This window comes from Herbaspirillum aquaticum, assembly GCF_002213425.1.
Classification (GTDB): domain Bacteria; phylum Pseudomonadota; class Gammaproteobacteria; order Burkholderiales; family Burkholderiaceae_D; genus Herbaspirillum; species Herbaspirillum aquaticum.
The window spans coordinates 17,256-37,619 of sequence record NZ_NJGV01000002.1 but is presented as its reverse complement, the minus strand read 5'-3'; the positions used below and the strand labels follow the sequence as shown (position 1 = coordinate 37,619).

At 61.9% G+C, this 20,364-nt stretch carries 22 protein-coding genes and 1 tRNA gene; 4 read left to right on the top strand and 19 right to left on the bottom strand.

Annotation, left to right across the window (positions count from 1 at the left end; genetic code table 11):
- Window position 1 precedes the first annotated feature (1 nt).
- The 13 genes from lepA to plsX form a co-directional block, all read right to left on the bottom strand.
- Window positions 2–1,795 carry a translation elongation factor 4 gene (gene lepA / locus CEJ45_RS02475; RefSeq protein WP_088753663.1) on the bottom strand — a complete coding sequence of 598 codons (1,794 nt, stop codon included), beginning with the start codon at window positions 1,793–1,795 and terminating at the stop codon, window positions 2–4.
- A gap of 164 nt (window positions 1,796–1,959) precedes the next feature.
- Entirely contained in the window at window positions 1,960–2,253 is a 294-nt protein-coding gene (locus CEJ45_RS02470; RefSeq protein ID WP_088753662.1) for a glutaredoxin family protein, read from the bottom strand.
- Between the two features lie 121 nt (window positions 2,254–2,374).
- Window positions 2,375–3,853: a DegQ family serine endoprotease gene (locus tag CEJ45_RS02465; protein WP_088753661.1), complete on the bottom strand. Its 1,479-nt coding sequence runs from the start codon at window positions 3,851–3,853 to the stop codon at window positions 2,375–2,377.
- A 14-nt stretch (window positions 3,854–3,867) separates the two neighbouring features.
- Window positions 3,868–4,914: a MucB/RseB C-terminal domain-containing protein gene (locus tag CEJ45_RS02460; RefSeq protein ID WP_088753660.1), complete on the bottom strand. Its 1,047-nt coding sequence runs from the start codon at window positions 4,912–4,914 to the stop codon at window positions 3,868–3,870.
- A gap of 1 nt (window position 4,915) precedes the next feature.
- Window positions 4,916–5,614 carry a sigma-E factor negative regulatory protein gene (locus CEJ45_RS02455; protein ID WP_088753659.1) on the bottom strand — a complete coding sequence of 233 codons (699 nt, stop codon included), beginning with the start codon at window positions 5,612–5,614 and terminating at the stop codon, window positions 4,916–4,918.
- Window positions 5,615–5,690: 76 nt separating this feature from the next.
- On the bottom strand, window positions 5,691–6,293 hold the full coding sequence (gene rpoE, locus CEJ45_RS02450; protein ID WP_006463502.1) for an RNA polymerase sigma factor RpoE: 603 nt from the start codon (window positions 6,291–6,293) through the stop codon (window positions 5,691–5,693).
- A gap of 91 nt (window positions 6,294–6,384) precedes the next feature.
- Window positions 6,385–6,882: a protein YgfX gene (locus tag CEJ45_RS02445; RefSeq protein WP_088753658.1), complete on the bottom strand. Its 498-nt coding sequence runs from the start codon at window positions 6,880–6,882 to the stop codon at window positions 6,385–6,387.
- An 81-nt stretch (window positions 6,883–6,963) separates the two neighbouring features.
- The gene (fabF, locus tag CEJ45_RS02440) at window positions 6,964–8,205 is read right to left on the bottom strand and encodes a beta-ketoacyl-ACP synthase II (protein ID WP_039786392.1); all 1,242 of its coding nucleotides are present in this window, start codon (window positions 8,203–8,205) and stop codon (window positions 6,964–6,966) included.
- Window positions 8,206–8,238: 33 nt separating this feature from the next.
- Window positions 8,239–8,478: an acyl carrier protein gene (gene acpP, locus CEJ45_RS02435; RefSeq protein ID WP_006463505.1), complete on the bottom strand. Its 240-nt coding sequence runs from the start codon at window positions 8,476–8,478 to the stop codon at window positions 8,239–8,241.
- Between the two features lie 163 nt (window positions 8,479–8,641).
- On the bottom strand, window positions 8,642–9,397 hold the full coding sequence (gene fabG / locus CEJ45_RS02430) for a 3-oxoacyl-ACP reductase FabG (protein ID WP_088753657.1): 756 nt from the start codon (window positions 9,395–9,397) through the stop codon (window positions 8,642–8,644).
- A complete protein-coding gene (gene fabD / locus CEJ45_RS02425) occupies window positions 9,394–10,326 on the bottom strand; it encodes an ACP S-malonyltransferase (RefSeq protein ID WP_088753656.1) in 933 nt (310 codons plus the stop codon). Before fabD ends, fabG begins: the two co-directional genes overlap by 4 nt.
- 90 nt (window positions 10,327–10,416) lie before the next feature.
- Entirely contained in the window at window positions 10,417–11,403 is a 987-nt protein-coding gene (locus tag CEJ45_RS02420) for a beta-ketoacyl-ACP synthase III (RefSeq protein WP_088753655.1), read from the bottom strand.
- Between the two features lie 17 nt (window positions 11,404–11,420).
- On the bottom strand, window positions 11,421–12,518 hold the full coding sequence (gene plsX / locus CEJ45_RS02415; RefSeq protein WP_088753654.1) for a phosphate acyltransferase PlsX: 1,098 nt from the start codon (window positions 12,516–12,518) through the stop codon (window positions 11,421–11,423).
- Here plsX and CEJ45_RS24780 point away from each other — a divergent pair.
- Window positions 12,490–12,732 carry a hypothetical protein gene (locus CEJ45_RS24780; protein WP_158214885.1) on the top strand — a complete coding sequence of 81 codons (243 nt, stop codon included), beginning with the start codon at window positions 12,490–12,492 and terminating at the stop codon, window positions 12,730–12,732. The two genes, plsX and CEJ45_RS24780, sit on opposite strands and share 29 nt — an antisense overlap.
- A 6-nt stretch (window positions 12,733–12,738) precedes the next feature.
- Here the strand turns inward: CEJ45_RS24780 and rpmF are convergent, their stop codons facing one another.
- A complete protein-coding gene (gene rpmF, locus CEJ45_RS02405; protein WP_006463510.1) occupies window positions 12,739–12,921 on the bottom strand; it encodes a 50S ribosomal protein L32 in 183 nt (60 codons plus the stop codon).
- 113 nt (window positions 12,922–13,034) lie between these two features.
- Window positions 13,035–13,565 (bottom strand): YceD family protein, encoded by a 531-nt coding sequence (locus CEJ45_RS02400; protein WP_088753652.1) that lies wholly within the window; start codon window positions 13,563–13,565, stop codon window positions 13,035–13,037.
- Window positions 13,566–13,722: 157 nt separating this feature from the next.
- Here CEJ45_RS02400 and CEJ45_RS02395 point away from each other — a divergent pair, with 157 nt between their 5' ends.
- Window positions 13,723–14,361 carry a Maf family nucleotide pyrophosphatase gene (locus CEJ45_RS02395; protein WP_088753651.1) on the top strand — a complete coding sequence of 213 codons (639 nt, stop codon included), beginning with the start codon at window positions 13,723–13,725 and terminating at the stop codon, window positions 14,359–14,361.
- Here CEJ45_RS02395 and CEJ45_RS02390 read toward each other — a convergent pair.
- Window positions 14,355–14,573, bottom strand: coding sequence for a DUF1289 domain-containing protein (locus tag CEJ45_RS02390; protein WP_088753650.1), 219 nt, complete (start codon window positions 14,571–14,573; stop codon window positions 14,355–14,357). The two genes, CEJ45_RS02395 and CEJ45_RS02390, sit on opposite strands and share 7 nt — an antisense overlap.
- A 590-nt stretch (window positions 14,574–15,163) precedes the next feature.
- On the bottom strand, window positions 15,164–16,378 hold the full coding sequence (locus CEJ45_RS02385; protein ID WP_187697620.1) for an HPP family protein: 1,215 nt from the start codon (window positions 16,376–16,378) through the stop codon (window positions 15,164–15,166).
- Between the two features lie 137 nt (window positions 16,379–16,515).
- Between CEJ45_RS02385 and CEJ45_RS02380 the strand changes: the two genes are divergently transcribed.
- Together CEJ45_RS02380 and CEJ45_RS02375 are read left to right on the top strand one after the other, a co-directional pair.
- On the top strand, window positions 16,516–16,941 hold the full coding sequence (locus CEJ45_RS02380) for a MarR family winged helix-turn-helix transcriptional regulator (protein WP_088753648.1): 426 nt from the start codon (window positions 16,516–16,518) through the stop codon (window positions 16,939–16,941).
- 101 nt (window positions 16,942–17,042) lie between these two features.
- On the top strand, window positions 17,043–18,065 hold the full coding sequence (locus CEJ45_RS02375) for a LacI family DNA-binding transcriptional regulator (protein WP_088753647.1): 1,023 nt from the start codon (window positions 17,043–17,045) through the stop codon (window positions 18,063–18,065).
- A gap of 29 nt (window positions 18,066–18,094) precedes the next feature.
- On the opposite strand, the gene CEJ45_RS02370 is transcribed toward CEJ45_RS02375, so the two are convergent.
- Entirely contained in the window at window positions 18,095–19,840 is a 1,746-nt protein-coding gene (locus CEJ45_RS02370) for a GGDEF domain-containing protein (RefSeq protein ID WP_088753646.1), read from the bottom strand.
- Window positions 19,841–20,187: 347 nt separating this feature from the next.
- Window positions 20,188–20,277: transfer RNA gene (locus CEJ45_RS02365), tRNA-Ser, on the bottom strand.
- Window positions 20,278–20,364 lie beyond the last annotated feature (87 nt).

The following is a 20,364-nucleotide window of genomic DNA, read 5'->3' as shown; positions in this document are numbered from 1 at the left end:
GTTATTTATCGTCCACTTGTAAGATTGCCAGGAATGCTTCCTGCGGAATTTCGACCGAGCCCACCTGCTTCATGCGCTTCTTGCCGGCCTTCTGCTTTTCCAGCAGCTTGCGCTTGCGGGAGATGTCGCCGCCATAGCACTTGGCCAGCACGTTCTTGCGCATGGCCTTGACGTTTTCACGCGAGATGATGGTGGCACCAATGGCGGCCTGGATGGCCACGTCGAACATCTGGCGCGGGATCAGCTCACGCATCTTGGCCGCCACCTGGCGACCGCGGATCTGGGCCGCGGCACGGTGCACGATGATGGCCAGCGCATCGACCTTCTCGCTGTTGATCAGCATGTCGACCTTGACCACGTCTGCCGCGCGGTATTCCTGGAACTCGTAGTCCATGGAGGCGTAGCCGCGCGAGGTGGACTTCAGGCGATCGAAGAAGTCCAGCACGATTTCGGCCATCGGCATTTCATAGGTCAGCTGGACCTGCTTGCCGTGGTAGCTCATGTTCATCTGGATGCCGCGTTTCTGCGTGCACAGGGTGATGACCGAGCCCACGTATTCCTGCGGCATGTACAGGTTGACGGTGACGATGGGTTCGCGGATTTCCTCGATCTTGGAGACTTCCGGCATCTTCGACGGGTTGTCCACCATCAGCAGGGTGCCGTCGCGCTGCTGCACTTCATACACTACCGTTGGCGCGGTGGTGATGAGGTCCATGTCGAACTCGCGCTCCAGGCGCTCCTGCACGATTTCCATGTGCAGCAGGCCCAGGAAGCCGCAGCGGAAGCCGAAGCCCAGCGCCTGCGACACTTCCGGCTCGTACATCAGGGCGGCGTCGTTGAGCTTCAATTTTTCCAGCGAGTCGCGCAGGGCATCGTACTGGTTGGCTTCCACCGGGAACAGGCCCGCAAACACCTGCGGCTGCACTTCCTTGAAGCCGGGCAGCGGCGCCGGGGCCGGCTTGCCGGCCAGGGTGATGGTGTCGCCCACACGCGCGGACTTCAGTTCCTTGATGCCGGCGATGACGAAACCGACCTGTCCAGCTGTCAGGGCGTCGCGCGATTGCGACTTGGGCGTGAACACGCCGATGCTTTCGGTCAGGTACTGGGTCTCGGTGGCCATCAGCAGGATCTTGTCCTTGGGACGCAAGGTGCCATTGACGATGCGCACCAGCATGACCACGCCGACATAGTTGTCGAACCAGGAATCGATGATCAGGGCCTGCAGCGGGGCATCCGGGTCGCCCTTGGGGGCCGGCACCTTGGCCACGATGGCTTCGAGCACGTCTTCCACGCCCAGGCCGGTCTTGGCCGAGCAGGGAGTGGCGTCGGATGCGTCGATGCCGATCACGTCCTCGATCTCGCTCTTGGCGTTGTCCGGATCAGCGGAGGGCAGGTCGATCTTGTTCAAGACCGGCACCACTTCCACGCCCAGGTCCAGGGCCGTGTAGCAGTTGGCCACCGTCTGCGCTTCCACGCCTTGGGAGGCATCGACCACCAGCAGCGCGCCTTCGCAGGCCGACAGCGAGCGCGAGACTTCATAGCTGAAGTCGACGTGCCCCGGGGTGTCGATCAGGTTGAGATTGTAGATCTGGCCATCCTTGGCCTTGTAGGCCAGGGCGGCGGTCTGGGCCTTGATGGTGATGCCGCGCTCGCGCTCGATATCCATCGAATCCAGCACCTGGGCTTCCATCTCACGGTTGGACAAGCCCCCGCACAACTGGATGATGCGGTCGGCGAGCGTGGACTTGCCGTGATCGATGTGGGCGATGATCGAGAAATTACGGATATTGTTCATTAACAGACTGGAAACGATGAAAAAAGGCGCTCTGTAGCGGGCTTTGCCCAGCCGAGCGCCTTTGCAACAGCTTATTCGACCCGGCATTTTACCGGAATTCACAGGGACAAGCCCGACTTTCCGGTGCCAGGCCGCGCAGCCGGACCTGGCTGCGACAACACAACTTATTTCATTTCAGCAACAAATGCCTGCAGGCGCGGCTTATCCAGATGGTAATGGCACAACTCCTGCCACTGGCCATCCCGGCCCTGCCCCATCAATACCGGCACCAGCTCGTCGTAACGCGCGACCAGCGCCTCATCGGCATCCACGTCGACCATCTCGATCCTGGCCGGGATCTCGCCCAGGGCTTGGCGCAAGGCGTCACGCAGGTCTTCACACAGGTGGCAGTAGCTGCGCGAGTAGATGATGAAGTGCAAGGCTTGCCCGGCGACCGGGTGTGAAGAAGGAGTGGTCATAGGCCCATATGAAAGTTTCTTCCCTCAGCCCGGCGCGAACCAAGGAAAAAGGCTGCGGCCCTTGTGAGCCGCAGCCTTCATGCTGAAGTATCAGGCAATTTTACGGAAAAATGGCCCGACCTCAGTTGCCGCCGTTCGGACGCAGCGGCACGAACTGCGAGGAGTCGCCACGGCGCACCAGCACCGCCGCCCGCTTCTTGGCATCGAGCTTGGCCACCAGCTGGCCAAATTGCTTGCTGTCGTTGACATCGACCTCGTTGAGACGCTGGATGACATCGCCCGGACGGATGCCGGCGGCAGCAGCGGCACCGCTGACGTTTTCCACCAGCACGCCGTTTTCGACCTTCAGCTCCTTCTTCTGCGCATCGCTCAGGTCGCTCACCACCAGGCCCAGGGAGTTGGGGGTGTTGTCGGGCTTGGCCTTCTTTTCCTCGGCCTGCTTGGGCTTGTCGGCTTCCAGCTCGACCACGGTCACGCTGACGTCACGGGCACTGCCCTTGCGCCAGATATTGACGGTGGCCTTGGCACCCGGCTTGGTGGAACCGACCATGCGCGGCAAGTCGCTGGGGCGCTCGATGGTTGCGCCGTTGTACTTCAGGATGATGTCGCCCGCCTCCAGGCCCGCCTTGTCAGCCGGGCCACCGGCTTCCACGCGCTGCACCAGCGCGCCCTGCGCACGGGCCAGGCCCAGCGACTCGGCCACATCCTTGGTGACTTCGCCGATCTGCACGCCGATACGGCCGCGCGTGACGCGCCCGCTGGCCTTGAGCTGGTCGGCTACACGCAGCGCCTCATCGATGGGCACCGCAAAGGAGATGCCCATGAAGCCGCCGGAACGGCTGTAGATCTGCGAATTGATGCCGACCACTTCACCCTTGAGATTGATCAGCGGGCCACCCGAATTGCCCGGGTTGACCGCCACGTCGGTCTGGATCAACGGCAGGTAGTCGCCGGTGTCGCGCGCCTTGGCCGAGACGATGCCGGCGGTCACGGTATTTTCCAGGCCGAAGGGCGAGCCGATCGCCAATACCCATTCACCGACGCGGATCTTGTCGGAGTCGCCCATGTTCAGGCGCGGCAGGTTGCTGCCATCGATCTTGAGCACGGCCACGTCGGTGCGGGTATCCGAGCCCACGATCTTGGCTTTGAATTCACGTTTGTCGGTCAGGGTTACGTAGACCTCGCTGGCCCCATCCACCACGTGCGCATTGGTCATGATGAAGCCATCGGCCGAGATGATGAAGCCCGAGCCCACGCCGCGCGGCACTTCTTCCTGCTGGCCCTGGCCGCCCTGCTTGCCATTGCCGCGCGGGGTACCAGGTTGCTGCTGGCGCGGGATGGGGATGCCGAAGAAGCGGCGGAAGAATTCCTGCATTTCCGGATCATCCATGCCGCCCTGCCCTTGGGCATTCTGGCGCACGCGCTCGGTAGTACGAATATTCACCACCGCCGGACCGGTGCGCTCGACGATATCGGCGAAGTCAGGCAGGGCTGCGACCGTGGGCGAAGCCACGGGAGGCGCCGCCACCACGGCCGGTGCTGCAGCGAAGACGGAAGCGGCCAGCAAGGCGCCGGCAAGGGTGTTCTTCATGGGAGTCATTGCAACGGTCTCTTTTATTTGGATTTCAGTTCAATGGAATTGGCGACCTGACGAATCGCAGCGGCGGGCACCTCTCCCACCACGGTGAGCCAGTAATCTCCCTGGCGTTTGCCCAGGATATTCATGGCACCCTGCTGTATCGTACCCTCTTCCCGGCCTTGGCTGCCTGGCTCGATGAACACCGAGATGGCAGCCAGCCCGTCGGAAAACACGACTTGCAGGACTTCGCGTTCAGCCGGACGGTTCTGGGCCGGCGCAGCACCCGCCTCACCGCTGTCGGAAATGACGCGCCGCACCTGCTGGATCTTCTGGAAACCAGGCGGCGGCACGACCTGCCAGGCCGACAGGTCGGCCGGCACCGTGGCGGCCTTTTCGATGCGCCAGCCACGCGTGTCCTTGTAAGTGGGGTTGACGCGGGCGCGATCAATCCCCCCGATGTCGATCTGGGTGAAGGCGATCTGTTCGATCACCTCGCCACGGCCATCCAGCGTCTGTGCACGCAGCAACAGGCCGGTGGCCTGGTCGGCGCAGAAACGGTAGCCGTAGCGCAGCTTGTCGCGCGGCGCCAGCACGATGGCCTGGCAGTTGCGGCCGGCCACGCGCTCATCGCCGTCGGACTGCAGCCGATAGTAGCGGGCAAGGTCTTCCGGGCGCGCATCGACGATGGCCGGGAAAGTATCACGGGTGACCCGCTTTTCACGGCGCACGATGCGCTGCTCGGGGTCGTAACTGGCGACCTCCTCGTTGTCGCGCACGAACTCGCGCGGCTTGCCGTCGAGCAGTTCCAGCTTTTCCAGCTCGCTCTTGCCAGCCACCACATGGGTGACCCGCGAGCTGCGCATCTGCGCGGCCTGCTGGTAGACGAAACTGCCTGAGTAATTGAGACGCTGGGCAGCAGATTGCATTTTCTGCAATTGCGCCAGCATGGCGGAAGAAGTGGTGGCTTCGCTGGCCGCAGTTGTGGAAACGCCATCCGCCGCATGAGCGGATGGCGCCAAGGAAAACCCCAACAACGTGGCCAGCAAGCACAGTACGCCGTACAGACGCCCCGTCAGATGCATCTTACTTGTCTGCGTCCGAGGAGAAGGCTGCGGAACGGGTGTATTGCGCCGAACTGTAGGACGGCGAGAAACGCTGATGAGCGAACAGGTAATCGTCGATGCGCGGATCGCGCTTGACTTCACCCTGTTGCGCCAGCGAGCTCAGTTGGTTCACGTTCTGCGGATTGCCGTTGGTATCAGCGACGGTGGCAATGGCCGAGGGCACATTGACCGGCGCCGAAGCCACCTGGGCCACAGGCGCTGCCCCCTTGGCGTCGGCCGTCACCACCACTTGCTGCGGCATCGCCACGAACACCGCAGCCACGGCAGCTGCAGCCGCTGCAGCACTGGGCATCAGGAAACGCACCAGGCGGCCGGGACGGCTCGCGCGATGGTCGCCATTGGCGGCGGTCTTGGACGCTGCCACGGCCTGCGCGGCCGGTGCCACCTCTGCCACCGGCTGCGCAGGCGCAAGCTGCGGTGCCACGATGGCGGGCTCGGCGTCGAGCAAGGCGCTCATCTTGGCCGAGAAGCCAGCACTCAGGGAGACATCCATCTCCTCCGAACGCAGCACCTCGCCGATGCGATGGTAATCCTCCCAAGCGTCCTGGGCGTCCTTGGAAGAACGCAGGGCCGCGAAGGCAAGAGTCATTTCTTCAGAACCCAGCTCACCATCGGCGAGGGCTGAGATCTGTTCTTTGGTCGTTACTTTGGTATCCATGTGCAGTCACCCGGCAAATATCTTAGTTCCATACCCGCTTTATTATTTTCTTTTTAACAACAGGCTTGTGGCCTCATTACCAGCGCTTGTCCGCCGCCGTATCCAGCAGTGGACGCAACTTCTCGGCAATTGCTTCCCGGGCGCGGAAAATACGGCTGCGCACGGTGCCGATCGGACAATTCATCGCATCTGCAATCTCGTCGTAGCTCAACCCCTCGATCTCGCGCAACGTGATGGCAGTACGTAATTCTTCCGGCAATGCCTCCATCGCCACGTTGACCGTTTGAGCAATCTGCTTGGTGGCCAACATCGACTCTGGAGTGTTGATGTCCCTCAGATGGTCTGCGTCGTCAAAAGTTTCAGCTTCTTCTGCATCTGCTTCTGTCGAAGTTGGCGCCCTGCGGCCCATGGTGACCAAATAGTTCTTGGCAGTGTTGATGCCGATGCGGTAAAGCCAGGTATAGAAGGCCGAATCGCCACGGAATTGCGGCAGCGCACGATATGCCTTGATGAAGGCTTCCTGCACCACGTCTTCGGCTTCGGCCTGGTCGCGCACCAGGCGTGACACCAGGCGCATCAGCTTGCGTTGATACTTGACTACCAATAGCTCGAACGCCTTCTTGTCGCCACGCTGGACGCGCTCAACAAGCTGTTGGTCTATTTCGCGTTCTGTCGTCAAACCGGGTTCCTTGTTTTTTATGGCCGTGTTGTTTTATCGTCATTGCCTCGCGCAGATGCTTCCAGCTCGGCAATTTTCAAGTCTGCCAGCCTTATTTTTCCAGCATCCTTGCCTTGGCCGTATTGTGACTGATCAGCCAGCGGCACGCCACGGAAAGTGCACGGAATGTATCTTCGGAGACGGAATCCGTGAGAATGGGGATGGTTCGGGTCTTGCCATTTTCCAGGCGCAGGCGCAGAAACAGCATGCCTGGCCAGATGGTGCTGCCAGCCAGCAGCTGGGCCAGCCCGGCTTTCATCACCTGCGGCTTGGCGCGCGCCGAGGGCAGCAGGTGCTCTACTACGCGAATCTGCCCGGTGCCGGAAATATGCAGCCAGATCACCTTGCGCGCGCGCAACACCAGTGCCATGGCCAGCGCCGCCGCCAGGATGCAGCTCATGGCCAGGAGGATGCGGGCAGTCCAGGACAACGCACCCGGCAGGCCAAATACCAGCACTACGCCGATCAAGGCCACGCACAGCGAAGCAAAGGCAGTGACCAGGAGGAGCAAGCGGGAAGGTTTGATATCCGCAGACACTGCGATCGACATGGGTTACCCGGGCGGAAAGTGCGCAATGTGCGCCATTAAAACGACAAACCCGGCTTCCGAAGGGAAGCCGGGTCTTGCATTTTACATCTTGCCGATGACCAGGGTACCGTTGGTGCCACCGAACCCGAAGGAGTTCTTGACGGCAATATCGATCTTCATGTCCCGCGCCTGGTTGGCGCAGTAATCCAGATCGCATTCCGGATCCTGGTTGAAGATGTTCATCGTCGGCGGCGACACCTGATTGTGCACTGCCAGCACGGTCAACACCGTTTCCAGGCCACCGGCACCACCCAGGAGGTGGCCGGTCATGGATTTGGTCGAATTGACAACCATCTTGTAAGCATGGTCGCCGAATGCGGCCTTGATCGCGTCGGATTCGTTCTTGTCGCCCAGCGGGGTCGACGTACCGTGCGCGTTCAGGTACTGCACTTCATCCGGATTGACGCCGGCGTCGCGCAGTGCATTGAGCACGCAGCGGCGCGGACCATCCAGGTTGGGCGCAGTCATGTGGTAAGCATCGCCGCTCATGCCGAAGCCGAGCAGTTCTGCATAGATCTTGGCGCCACGGGCCTTGGCGTGTTCGTACTCTTCGAGCACCATCACGCCGGCACCCTCGCCCAGCACGAAGCCGTCGCGATCCTTGTCCCAGGGGCGGGACGCGGTCGCGGGATCATCGTTGCGGGTCGACAGTGCGCGCGCCGAAGCGAAACCACCGATACCCAGCGGCGAAACGCTGGATTCTGCGCCGCCGGCAACCATCACGTCCGCATCGCCGTACATGATCATGCGTGCGGCAGAGCCGATGCAATGCAGGCCGGTGGTGCAGGCGGTAACGATCGCCAGGTTGGGGCCCTTCAGACCGAACTTGATGGACAAGTTGCCCGAGATCATGTTGATGATCGAGGCCGGAATGAAGAAGGGGCTGATGCGGCGCGGACCACGGTTGGTCAGTTCGGCATGGGTTTCTTCGATCAGCGGCAAGCCGCCGATGCCCGAACCGATCATGACGCCAATGCGCTCGGCATTCTCATCAGTCACCGTCAATCCACTGTCCTGGATGGCCTGGATACCGGCGGCCATGCCGAAGTGGATGAAGGTATCCATATGACGCGCTTCCTTGGCGGGGATGTAATCCTCGATATTGAAGCCCTTGACTTCACCGGCGAAGTGCGTGGTGAAGGGGGTTGCGTCGAACTTGGTGACGGTAGCGATGCCGGACTTGCCTTCCTTGATGGCACTCCACGTATCGGCGACGTTGTTGCCGACAGGCGAGATGCATCCCAGGCCGGTAATGACTACACGACGTTCACGAGTGCGGCTCAAGCAATTCTCCTGAAACTTTGACCAAAGCCCTTATCAGGCCTTGACTTGCGACTTTGCGTAGTCGATCGCCTGTTGCACCGTGGTGATCTTTTCAGCTTGTTCGTCGGGGATTTCCATTTCGAACTCATCTTCCAGTGCCATGACCAGCTCGACGGTGTCCAGCGAGTCGGCGCCCAGGTCGTCCACGAACGACGATTCGTTCTTGATGTCGGCTTCGGCGACGCCCAGTTGCTCAGCGACGATCTTCTTCACGCGTTGTTCGATATCGGACATAGTGTTCCTCCAGAGGGATGATAGGTTACAAAAGTGCGCGCATTTTAGCAGGTTTGCGCGCGGAAAATTTACTTTTAACTATTCCTGGCAAGATTGTGCCAAGTCCAGCTTAACTGCAAACAAAAGTCGTCAAAAGGACTTGAATCAAGCCCCCAAGACTTACTTAACCCATGTACATGCCGCCATTGACATTGAGCGTCGTACCGGTGATGTAGGCCGCTTGCGGGGAGGCCAGGAAGGCCACCGCATAGGCGATTTCCTCTGCCGCGCCCAGGCGTCCCAGCGGGATCTGCTGCAGGATGGCGGCGGACTGCTGTTCGTTCAGCGCCTTGGTCATGTCGGTATCGATGAAACCGGGCGCGACGCAGTTCACGGTGATGTTGCGGCTGCCGATCTCGCGCGCCAGCGCGCGGCTCATGCCGGCCACGCCGGCCTTGGCGGCAGCATAGTTCATCTGGCCGGGATTGCCGGCCTCGCCCACCACGGAAGTGATGTTGATGATGCGGCCGGTACGCGCCTTCATCATGCCGCGCAGCACGGCGCGCGACAGGCGGCCGACGGCGGTCAGGTTGGTGGCGATGACGCTGTCCCACTCCTCGTCCTTCATGCGCATGGCCAGTTGGTCCTGGGTGATGCCGGCATTGTTGACCAGGATGGAGAGTGCGCCAAATTCCTTCTGCACCTGCTCCACGAGGGCCACGCTGGCTTCTGCGTCGTTGACGTTGAGGACCGCACCACGACCGGCTTCCGGCCCCAGTGCTGCCAGGTACTCGCTGATGGCGGCCGCACCCGATTCCGAGGTAGCCGTACCGACCACCTTGGCGCCCTGCTTTGCCAGCTCGGTAGCGATGGCTCGGCCAATACCGCGCGACGCGCCGGTCACCAGGGCAACCTGGCCTTGCAGATTCTGTGCACTCATTTCAGCAACTCCAATACTTTGTTCAGGGATTCCTGGTCGACGATGGCCTCACCCACCAGATCGCCATTGATGCGCTTGGTCAGGCCGGTCAACACCTTGCCCGGACCGCATTCGATCAGGTGGGTGACGCCGTCGGCCCCCATCTTCTGCACCGTCTCGACCCAGCGCACGGGCGCGGCCGCCTGGCGCACCAGGGCATCCTTGATGGCAGCCGGATCATTGACCACGGCCACGTCGACGTTGTTGATCAGCGGGATCTGCGGGGCAGAAAACACCACGTTGGCCAGATAGGCTTGCAGGCGATCCGAAGCGGGCTTCAAGAGCGAAGAGTGGAACGGCGCCGACACCGGCAGCGGCAATGCGCGCTTGGCACCCTTGGCCTTGGCGATGTCGCAGGCACGACCGACGGCAGCCTTGTGGCCGGCGATCACGACTTGTGCGGGAGCGTTGAAATTGACGGCTTCGACCACTTCACCTTGCGCCGCTTCGGCGCAGGCCGCACGCACATCCTCATCGGACAGGCCGAGAATGGCCGCCATGCCGCCCTGCCCGACCGGCACGGCTTCCTGCATGGCTTGCGCGCGGAAGCGCACCAGCGGCACCGCATCCTTGAAGGCGATCACGCCAGCGGCGACCAGCGCCGAGTATTCACCCAGGCTGTGGCCGGCGACCAGCGCCGGTGCCTTGCCGCCTGCGGCCAGCCAGGCGCGATAGAAGGCCACGGCAGCCGTCAGCATGACGGGCTGGGTGTTGGTGGTCAGGTCCAGGTCTTCCTTGGGACCTTCAGCGATGAGCTTGCCCAGGTCGAATTGCAGTGCGTCGGAAGCTTCAGCGACGGTCTGGCGAACGACTTCATTGTCGGCAAAACCATTGAGCATCCCGATGGCCTGCGAACCCTGGCCCGGGAAAACGAAAGCAAATGTTGTCATGCTTGGATGTAGGTAAATTGGATGAAAATGCAGGAAATCGATGAAGCCAGTGAACGAAAGGACTGCATCAGCAGCCCCTCCCTGCCCGCTTTACATGCGCACCAGCACGGCGCCCCAGGTGAAGCCGCCGCCGACGCCTTCCATCATGACGGTGTGGCCCGGCTGGATGCGACCATCGCGCACCGCCTGGTCCAGCGCCAAGGGAATCGAGGCCGCCGAGGTATTGCCGTGTTCGGCCACGGTGACCACCATCTTTTCCAGCGGCAGGCCCATCTTCTTGGCCGTGCCCTGCATGATGCGGATATTGGCCTGGTGCGGCACCAGCCAGTCGACCTCGGTGGATTGCATCCGGGCCGCTTCCAGCGCTTCGCGCGCCACCTTGTCCAGCAGCGAAACGGCCAGTTTGAAGACCGCCGGGCCGTCCATGTACAGGTAGGCGCTGCCAGCGACGGTGCCGTTGTTGACACTGCCCGGCACGCACAGGATGTGGCCATGGCTGCCATCGGCGTGCAGCTTGGTCGCCAGCACGCCCGGCTCCTGCGAGGCGCTCATGACGATGGCACCGGCGCCGTCGCCGAAGAGCACACAGGTAGTGCGATCCTTGAAATCCAGAATGCGCGAGAACACTTCGGCGCCTATGACCAGGACGTTCTTGTGAGCACCCGATTTGATGAAGCTGTCTGCCACCGACATGGCGTAGACGAAGCCGCTGCAGACGGCCTGCACATCCATGGCCGGCGCGCCATTGGTGATGCCCAGCTTGCGCTGGACCACACAGGCGGTGCTCGGGAAGCCACCCAGGTGATCCGGGGTGGAGGTGGCCATGATGATCAGGTCGATATCATTGGGCTGCATGCCCGCCGCTTCCAGGGCGCGCTGCGCTGCCTGCAGGGCGAGGTCGCTGGAGAGCTGGTCCGGTTCGGCATAGTGGCGCGCGGAGATGCCGCTGCGCGTGACGATCCATTCGTCCGAGGTCTCGATGCCCTGCTCGGCCAGCTGCGCGGCCAGCTCATGGTTGGTGACGCGCTTGGCCGGCAGGTAGCTGCCGGTGCCGACGATTTTGCTGTAAGTGGTCATGCCGTCTTCTTGCTCTGTTAGTTCGGTTGATCCAGGGAGACCGGTGCCGGCTCGAAAGCCTTGGCAGGGGCCTCGGCCGTGCGCCCCTGCTCCTGGGGCATCAGCTCCGCCATGCTGGCGGCAATACGGGCGAGCACATCATACTTGGCCGCATCATACGCGCGGCGGATGGCCCATTCGAAAGCATATACATCGGCCCCGCCATGGCTCTTGAAGACCAGGCCCTTCAGGCCCAGCAAACTGGCGCCATTGTAGCGGGAAGGGTTGAGGCGGCGTGACAGGGCCTTGATGGCACCGTAGGCGATCAGGGCGCCGAGCTTGTTGATGATGCCCTTCTTGAATTCGCTGGTGAGCACCTGCTTGACGAAACGTCCCAGGCCTTCCGAGGCCTTCAGGGTCACGTTGCCCACGAAGCCATCGCACACCACCAGGTCGGTCGTGCCTTCGAAGATGTCGTTGCCTTCCACGTTGCCGTAGAAGTTGAGGATACCCTTCTCATGGTCGGCCCGCAGCAGGGCGGCGGTCGCCTTGACCAGCTCATTGCCCTTCATGTCCTCTTCACCCACGTTCAACAGGCCCACGGTCGGCTTGGCCTTGCCTTCCATGACCGCGACCAGGGCCGAGCCCATGAGTGCAAATTGATGTAAATGCTGTGGCTCGCAGTCGACGTTGGCGCCGAGATCGAGCATGTAGGTGGGGCCATCCTTCTGGTTGGGGAGGATGGTGCAGATGGCCGGACGGTCCACGCCCGGCAGGGTCTTCAACACATAGCGCGAGACCGCCATGAGGGCGCCGGTGTTGCCGGCCGAGACGGCGGCATGGGCATCCCCCTCCTTGACCAGGGTCACGGCCACGCGCAGGGAAGAATCCTTCTTGCGGCGCAGGGCGACCTCGATCGGGTCGTCCATGGTCACCACTTCAGTGGCATTGTGAATGCGGATGCGGGCTTCGCCGGCCAGCTTGTATTTCTTCAGCAGCGGCTGCAGCACGGCTTCCTGGCCGACCAGGATCAGCTCTGCATCAGGTTGGCGCTTGAGGAAGGAGGCAGCGGCCGGGAGCGTGACTGACGGGCCATGATCGCCACCCATGCAGTCGATTGAAATTTTGATGGTCATCGATTTGATTCAGAGCCTTGCCAGCCCACATTATGAGGCAGATTGCAAAGCCTTCAAAATGGCACACTTGGACAGCGCACCAGATGAAGCTTCACGCAAGCAGGCAGGCAGGTCCGCTGACGGATGTCGCGGACATAAAAAAGCGGCGCAAAATGAACCTCCTGAAACAGAAGCTCATTGCGCCGCTTTTCTCCAAAAACAGCAAGCTCAATGAATGAGATTACTCGTCGTTCTTGGTCTTCAGCACCTTGCGACCACGGTAGAAACCGTTGGGGCTGATGTGGTGACGCAGGTGGGTCTCACCAGTGGTCGGCTCCACAGCCAGCGGGGGTGCAGTCAGAAAGTCGTGTGCGCGATGCATACCGCGCTTGGACGGGGTCTTTTTGTTCTGTTGAACGGCCATGATTACTCCTAAACCTTACTTAAGATTGAAAATTTTAACACATCGGATCGGTGTTTCTCCAACCCCGCTGTGCCGCTGCCCGGCCTTTGCCAGACATTCCCCAACAATACTTGTTACTGCTTCAACTTCTTCAGTACCTCAAACGGGGAAGCCCGTTCAGCACCTTTGGCCTGGTCCGCCACACTACCGTCAGGACAGACGTCATGCTTGGGTGCCACCGGCAGGGCCAGCAGCGCCTCGTCCTCGATCAGGTAGTTCACGTCGAAGGCTGCCGAACCGACGATGACATCGATCTCGTCATCGTCCAGCAGTTCTTCGATGGTGTCGGCTTGCGCCTCATCTTTTGCCAATACCAGCAGCGACTTCGAATCAATCTCGAAATTCAATGCCGTCAGGCAACGCTGACAGATCAGATTAACTGCACCCGACACTGCCAGACTGAGTTGAGCATGTCCCAGCTTGTCGATATCGCCGGACAAAGCCCAACGAATCGTGCCGGAACGGTCAACCGTCTCTTGCGCCAGACGACCTAATTCAGCAACCGGAATCTCACCCTGCGCCTGCTGTTTCAGCCTGCAGAATTCGAACGCGTCGATAACAAATGCATTCATAGCCAAAGCAGAATCCGGAAAACCTGCGATCATAACAGAAAATTTCCTTACCAGTCAAAGCCTTAGCGCGTTGCTTGCGAAAATCTCGCTAAAAATGGCTCCGTCGGAGGAAGCAGCCCTACTTTTGTGGCGAATTTCCGCCAAAATCCGGGTTTTATTGTTTCAGCATGGCGCGTGAGGCGCCTTCACCATGACATCACACCGCACCGATTCCACCCTGCCCCGCCTGATCCTGGGCTCCAGTTCCGTCTATCGCAAGGAATTGCTGAGCCGCCTCGGCCTGCCCTTCGAAACCATGGCCCCGGACATCGACGAAACCCCGCAGCCCGGCGAAACCCCGGAAGCGACAGCCTTGCGGCTGGCGCGCGAGAAGGCCGCCGCCATTGCCGCCCGGGTCGGCCCAGCCCTGGTGATCGGTTCGGACCAGGTCGCCACGCTGGACGGCCTGCAGATCGGCAAACCCGGCAATCACGCCAATGCCCTGAAGCAATTGCAACTGATGCGCGGGCGCGAAGTGATCTTTCACACGGCGCTGTGCCTGTGGGATGGCCGCCAAGCCGATGCGGCCGCCGCTGCGCAGGCCTGCAATGTGCAGACGGTGGTGCGTTTCCGCGCGCTGGAAGACGCCGAGCTCGATGCCTACCTGCGCATCGAGCAGCCCTACGACTGTGCCGGCAGCGCCAAGAACGAGGGCCTGGGCATCGCCATCCTGGAGAGCATCCGCAGCGACGATCCCACCGCCCTCACCGGCCTGCCCCTGATCGCCTTGACCGGCATGCTGCGGCGGGCGGGCGCAGCGTTCTTCGCTGCAGGCCGTCCGACTCAATAATTACGGCGTGGATAGCCTTCTGCCAGGATGCGCTGCCACACGACTTCGCGCTGGTCCTTGTCCATGAAGACCCATTGCGCCACTTCATCGACGGTACGGCCGCAGCCGCGGCACACATCATCAAAGGTGGTGGAGCAGACGGCCACGCAAGGCGTGTCGGGACGCTCGGGTGCGGACGGGATGGCAGACGGCAAAGAAGAGCTGGAAGACATTGAGTGAATCTGAATGAGGAAGATGAAGCATTGCGCAAGCGGCCTGCCCGGACGAAGACCAAACGGGCAAGAACCTTCACTTGACCAGCAACGCGATGCCTCGCATCTTACCAAGAACCGGGGACAGCCTTTCCCTGCTGATCGAAGGGATATGAAGAGTCCATCGCCGCTGCACCAAAGCGACAGGCAAAAGCGACAGGCAAAAAAAAGCCCGCGACCAATAGGTGCGGGCTTGAATCCAATTTCTTAAGGAGATTGGAGGAGACAGGTGCAACTATAGCGATGCACCCCGGCCGAGTCTGCTTTATTGTGGCAATAGCAGATATTCACATTCCTCATATCTACCGTCCAAACCGCACCACATGCAGTCTGCCGTCAACCCCGGCCACCTACCCCATCCCCCCGTTACCCTGCACCGCTGACGTCATCGGCTTGGGTGGATTGCTACCCTTGCGGTCACAGGCTTGCAAAGACAATAACAGAGCGAACACCAGCAAAATCAGCGCATTCATTCTCATCACAGCCTCCGTGTATGAATTTTCCTGCATAGAATGCGACCTTCCGCCCGCCCGGCCCGCCTGTCAAGCCGATCAGGCGGCGCTGCGCAGGCTGCCCGCCGCACCAGCGGCCGGCACCGCACGGGCGGCTGCCAGGTTTTTCTCATAGAGGGCCGCGATCATGTCCGACTGCGTCAGCATGCCGGCCAGCTTGCCATCGGCCTGCACCACCGGGATCTGGTGCAATCCATCAGCCATGCGCGGCACCAGCTCCAGCAAGGGCGTATCGACCTGCGCAGCAATGACCGGCCGGCTCATGATCTGGCCGACCACTTCCGGCTTGTCCGAATGCGAGAACGGCACACGATGCAGCAAGCGACGCAACTGCGCGGCCAGGCCCGTATGCACTTCCACGCCGGCATGCTCGAGGAAGTCGGTCCGGCTGACGATGCCGATGACATGTCGCCCCCGATCGAGTACCGGCAGGGCCCGCAGCTGGTGCTCCTGCAGCAGGTGCCATGCCTCGTCCAGGCCGGTAGCGAATTCCACAGCGACCACATCGCGCGACATCACGGCGGCACACAGGGTCTGGCCAAAGCGGCGGTGATAGGCCCGCATTTCGGTTTGCAGGAAGATTTCTTCAAGGTCGTCGCGGCCGATGTCGAGCACCTGGTTGAAATCCTTCAGGACTTCGTCCAGATCTTCATGCGAGAACCCCAGCCGCGTGATCGGCAATTCATCGCGGGTCTGGTGCGGATGCGGTGCAGCGCTCTGCTGGGCATGCGGATAGCGGCGTCCGGTGGCATTGTTGTAGAACAGCGCGGATGCCAGCAGCAGTACCGAATTGAGCAGCACCGGCGAGAGCACGAAGGCATAACCCATGTCATGCACTACCGGCCCGCCCAGCACCGCCGTCAAGGCGACCGCCCCGCTGGGCGGATGAATGCAGCGCAACAGGAACATGCCGCCGATGGCCAGCGCAATGGCCAGCGCCGCCGCCAGGGCCGGCTCCTGCACCAGCTTGGCGCAGCTCACCCCGATGAACGCGGCCCAGAGGTTGCCACCCACGATCGACCAGGGCTGGGCCAGCGGACTGGACGGCACCGCGAACAGCAGCACCGCCGACGCCCCCATGGGCGCGATCAGCCAGATGGTATGCGCCTCATGCGGCAGCAGCGCATAGCTGATCAATCCGACCAGCAGGATGCCGAACAGACTGCCGGCGCAAGCACGCATGCGCTCGAAGCGATCGATATTGGTCTTGGCAGGAATAAAACTTTTCAACCACAGCAAGATAGAATCGGGCATATCCCTTCCGTGACGACGGGTCTTCAACACGGCACGCGCGTGACAGCGCGCGCGCCAAAGCCACAATTACATCACAAGATGATATATATGTCCCGTTTGCCTCTCTCCCTTTTCCTTCACAGTGGAGGCGTGTGCCAATGAATGCCGCGCCCCGCCTGCAAAAAGACGATTTCGAAGCGCTGTCGGAATTTCGCTACCAGCTACGCCGTTTCCTGCGCTTTTCGGAGGATGCCGCCCAAGGTGAAGGCCTGACGCCGCTGCAATACCTGCTCATGCTGCACATCAAAGGCTATCCCGGGCGCGACTGGGCCAGCATCAGCGAGCTGGCCGAACGCCTGCAAGCCCAGCATCACGGCGTGGTGGCACTGGTCACGCGCTGCGTGAAGGCCGGCCTGGTCACGCGCACCCCTGATGATCGCGACAAGCGCCTGGTCCAGGTCCGCCTGACCGAATTGGGCGAGCAATACCTGCATCGCCTGGCGCAATTGCATCGCAATGAGTTGCAGTCGCTGTCGGGCGTATTCCAGGTGTCCCACATCTCGGCCTTCAACGACCGCGACTGAACCCGGCTACCGACCCTGCGCCAACGGTCTTGCGGATATCCGCAAGACCCGCCGGAGCCAGCTGCTGTTATGCTGGCGACAACTTCTCTCCAGCCTTTCCCATGACCCGCAAAGACGCCCCCACCGCTGCACCCGCCCGCGCCATTACCAAGGAAGATGTGGCGCGCGCTGCCGGGGTATCGCACATCACGGTCTCGCGAGTCATCAATACGCCTGAAAAGGTGTCCCCTGCCACGCGCGAACGGGTCGAATCCTTCATCAGCAGCATGGGCTACATCCCCAACATGCTGGCCGGCGGCCTGGCCTCACGCCGCACGCGCATCGTGGCGGCCATCGTGCCGACCATCAGCCATTCGATCTTTGCCGAGACCGTGCGCGGCCTGTCCGAGCAGCTCAGCCTGCAGGGCTATCAGTTGTTGCTGGGGCAGACCAATTATTCGGAAGAAGCGGAAACCGGCCTGGTGGAAGCCTTCATCGGCCGCCGGGTGGATGGCCTGGTGCTGACCGGCGTGCAGCATTCGGCACGCACGCGCCAGCGGCTCAAGGCGGCCGGCATTCCGGTAGTGGAAACCTGGGACATGAGCCCGCAGCCCATCGACATGCTGGTCGGCTTCGACAACCATGCTGCCGGACAGGCCATGGGAGATTACCTGGTGCGCAAGGGCTATCGCCGCATGGCCTTCGTGGGCGGCGATGATCCGCGCGGCCTGGCACGCTTTGCCGGCATGCGCGCTGCCCTGCTGGCACAGGGCGCGCCGGAGCCGGTGCATCTGGTGGTACCGGTGGGCAGCTTCCTGCAGGCCGGCCGCGAGACCATCTGCCGGCTGCTGGCACTGCAGCCGGACATCGAAGCTGCCTTCTTCAGCAATGACGTCATGGCCGCCGGTGCCGCACTGGAATGCGCGCGGCGCGGCATCGCCGTGCCCAAGCGCATCGCCCTGGCCGGATTCGCCAACCTGGAGATCGCCACCGAAGTCCTGCCCGCCCTCACCACGGTGCAGATCAGCGCACACCAGATCGGCCTGACCGCAGCCGAGATGCTGCTGACCCGCTTCGACGGGCAGACCGTACCCGAGCCGCTGTGCGACCTGGGGTATTCAATCCTGGAACGCGAAAGCACCTGAGACCACCCTGGCCCCCTCAGCGGCGCAGCTCAGGGTTCTTCGACCTCATCCCCGGCCAGTTCGACGCGGTTGCGCCCCAGGCGCTTGGCGCGATACAGCGCAATGTCGGCGCGCTTGGTCAGCATGTCCAGCGCCTCGCCACCGGCCAGCGCAGCCACGCCGAAGCTGGCCGTGACCTTGATGCGCCGATCGCCCTCGACATCGAACACGCACTCCTCCAGGGCAACCCGCAGCTTGTCCGCCACCGCGCCCGCCTGGGCCAGGTCGGATTCGGGCAACAGGATGATGAATTCCTCACCGCCGTAACGCGCCAGCACATCGACCTTGCGCAGCAACTGCGCCACGCACTGGCTCACCCCAATCAGCACCACGTCACCGGCCTGGTGGCCATAGGTATCGTTGATGCGCTTGAAATGATCGATGTCGAACAGCACCACCGATACCGCCCGCCCATAGCGCTGGGCGACACCCAGCTGCTGGTCGGCATGGGTATAGAAAGCGCGCCGGTTCAGCGCGCCCGTGAGGAAATCGGTGTTGGAGGAGGTCTGCAGCTGGGTGATCAAGGCTTCACGTTCCTTGGCCAGGCTGTTGCGCTCGCGCATGCGCTCCTTGAGCACGCGCAGCGCGCGCATCATGGCGCCGATCTCATCCCGGTGCTGCCCTTCGGGAATCTGCTGCTCCAGCTTGCCGTCGACCAGCCCGGAGACCAGGTCGGTGGCCTGCACGAGCGGGCGCACCACGCGCCGGCCGATCAGCACCACCAGCAGTTGGAAGAACAGGCAGGCCACCAGCGTCAAGCTCACCACCAGGATCAGCAGGTTGCGGGCACGCGTGTTGTGGCGCTCAGCCTGCTCCAGCAGGTCATCGAGGAGCAGGTCACGCAGGTCCGTGATGGAAGCCATCGAGGGCACATAGAACTTGAAGAGTTCCGAGGGCGTGACACCGAAATCACCCGACTTCAGGCCTATCTGCAGCAGGAAGTCAAGGAACTGGAAGCCACTGTCGAAAAATTCCTTTTCTACCCGCTCCAGGGCCGTGACAAATTCCGGGGCGCGACTGTAGTTGCCCAACTGGCCGCCAATAAAGGTGCGCAGCAACTCGATGCGGCCATACAGGCGCCCGATTTCAATGACCTCATCCTGGGTCAGCTGACGGTGCGCGATCAGCGGCGCGGCGAACCGCGATCCGACCTGCCCGGCATACTCACGCAGGCTGGCGACGGCACGCACTGCCGAGAGTCCATCCCGCAGCAAGGGATCGGCGCGGTCAGCCTCATTGCTCAAGTCACTGACCACGCGCACCATCAGCGGCATCAGATCGACCATGCTGCTCACGGCGGCGACCACCAGCACGTCGCTGCGATCCTGCGGCGCCAGGTGCGCCACCCGATCGACATTGGCGCGTGCCGGAACCAAGCCCTGCTGGACCAGCCGCACCTTGTCCATGGCCCACGACTGGCGCAGCTTGCTATCGGTCTCCAGCGCAGTGCGCAATTGATTCAGGGCGGCGTCGCTGCGGGCACGGGCATCGGCCAGCCGGACCTGCAGCTCCGGCGCCAGTGGCGCTGCCGCCCCCATGGCGGCATTGGCGGGCCCACGCTCGGCGGAAACCTTTTCCATGGCCAGCAGCGCCAGGCGCAGCTTGCGCAAGGCCGGCACGCTGTTGGCACCGCTGCGATAGGTGCTCCACTCCGTCCAGACCAAGGCCACCGCAAACGCCAAGAACAGCGCCAGCAAAGCGACCGAGATCAGCCGGAACAGACGATTCAGGGACATGATGAGCCCGCCATGGAAAGCAAACGCATGAGACGAATATAACAAGCCGCGCTCGATCAGGGGCACGGCTACTTCGCGAGCGGGAAGAAAATTTGATCCGTGTATCGCAGCGGCGCCACGAAACAGGAAGGACCCTCCCAGCGGCTGGGATGGCCTGGCGCGGACCGGGTGCTCTCCCCCTCGAAAAGCAGACGGCGGCCAGGAAATGACAAGTGCGCAGAACGTAGAACGCACTCCTGTCGAGAAGAAGCGCGCCCGGAATTCTCCGACAACGTCTTCCCCACAGGGCGTAAAAAAAGCCGCACAAGGCGGCTATTTTTACAGCGCGGGGTGAACCGCGTAAATGCTGGCGGAGAGGGTGGGATTCGAACCCACGGTACGGGAAACCGTACGCCTGATTTCGAGTCAGGTACATTCGACCACTCTGCCACCTCTCCGGTTAACTTCGGTCGTTCAACTGCGTGGTGCAGCGAAGACAGCGACTATAGCAGAAACATTTTCGGAGTGGAACTATTTTTTGAAAA

What these genes read in the sequence shown, in the direction of transcription:
- lepA (WP_088753663.1), bottom strand. Translation starts at nt 1,795, where the DNA reads ATGAACAATATCCGTAATTTCTCGATCATCGCCCACATCGATCACGGC.
- CEJ45_RS02470 (WP_088753662.1), bottom strand. Translation starts at nt 2,253, where the DNA reads ATGACCACTCCTTCTTCACACCCGGTCGCCGGGCAAGCCTTGCACTTC.
- CEJ45_RS02465 (WP_088753661.1), bottom strand. Translation starts at nt 3,853, where the DNA reads ATGACTCCCATGAAGAACACCCTTGCCGGCGCCTTGCTGGCCGCTTCC.
- CEJ45_RS02460 (WP_088753660.1), bottom strand. Translation starts at nt 4,914, where the DNA reads ATGCATCTGACGGGGCGTCTGTACGGCGTACTGTGCTTGCTGGCCACG.
- CEJ45_RS02455 (WP_088753659.1), bottom strand. Translation starts at nt 5,614, where the DNA reads ATGGATACCAAAGTAACGACCAAAGAACAGATCTCAGCCCTCGCCGAT.
- CEJ45_RS02445 (WP_088753658.1), bottom strand. Translation starts at nt 6,882, where the DNA reads ATGTCGATCGCAGTGTCTGCGGATATCAAACCTTCCCGCTTGCTCCTC.
- acpP (WP_006463505.1), bottom strand. Translation starts at nt 8,478, where the DNA reads ATGTCCGATATCGAACAACGCGTGAAGAAGATCGTCGCTGAGCAACTG.
- fabG (WP_088753657.1), bottom strand. Translation starts at nt 9,397, where the DNA reads ATGAGTGCACAGAATCTGCAAGGCCAGGTTGCCCTGGTGACCGGCGCG.
- fabD (WP_088753656.1), bottom strand. Translation starts at nt 10,326, where the DNA reads ATGACAACATTTGCTTTCGTTTTCCCGGGCCAGGGTTCGCAGGCCATC.
- CEJ45_RS02420 (WP_088753655.1), bottom strand. Translation starts at nt 11,403, where the DNA reads ATGACCACTTACAGCAAAATCGTCGGCACCGGCAGCTACCTGCCGGCC.
- CEJ45_RS24780 (WP_158214885.1), top strand. Translation starts at nt 12,490, where the DNA reads ATGCAGTCGATTGAAATTTTGATGGTCATCGATTTGATTCAGAGCCTT.
- plsX (WP_088753654.1), bottom strand. Translation starts at nt 12,518, where the DNA reads ATGACCATCAAAATTTCAATCGACTGCATGGGTGGCGATCATGGCCCG.
- rpmF (WP_006463510.1), bottom strand. Translation starts at nt 12,921, where the DNA reads ATGGCCGTTCAACAGAACAAAAAGACCCCGTCCAAGCGCGGTATGCAT.
- CEJ45_RS02400 (WP_088753652.1), bottom strand. Translation starts at nt 13,565, where the DNA reads ATGATCGCAGGTTTTCCGGATTCTGCTTTGGCTATGAATGCATTTGTT.
- CEJ45_RS02395 (WP_088753651.1), top strand. Translation starts at nt 13,723, where the DNA reads ATGACATCACACCGCACCGATTCCACCCTGCCCCGCCTGATCCTGGGC.
- CEJ45_RS02390 (WP_088753650.1), bottom strand. Translation starts at nt 14,573, where the DNA reads ATGTCTTCCAGCTCTTCTTTGCCGTCTGCCATCCCGTCCGCACCCGAG.
- CEJ45_RS02385 (WP_187697620.1), bottom strand. Translation starts at nt 16,378, where the DNA reads ATGCCCGATTCTATCTTGCTGTGGTTGAAAAGTTTTATTCCTGCCAAG.
- CEJ45_RS02380 (WP_088753648.1), top strand. Translation starts at nt 16,516, where the DNA reads ATGAATGCCGCGCCCCGCCTGCAAAAAGACGATTTCGAAGCGCTGTCG.
- CEJ45_RS02375 (WP_088753647.1), top strand. Translation starts at nt 17,043, where the DNA reads ATGACCCGCAAAGACGCCCCCACCGCTGCACCCGCCCGCGCCATTACC.
- CEJ45_RS02370 (WP_088753646.1), bottom strand. Translation starts at nt 19,840, where the DNA reads ATGTCCCTGAATCGTCTGTTCCGGCTGATCTCGGTCGCTTTGCTGGCG.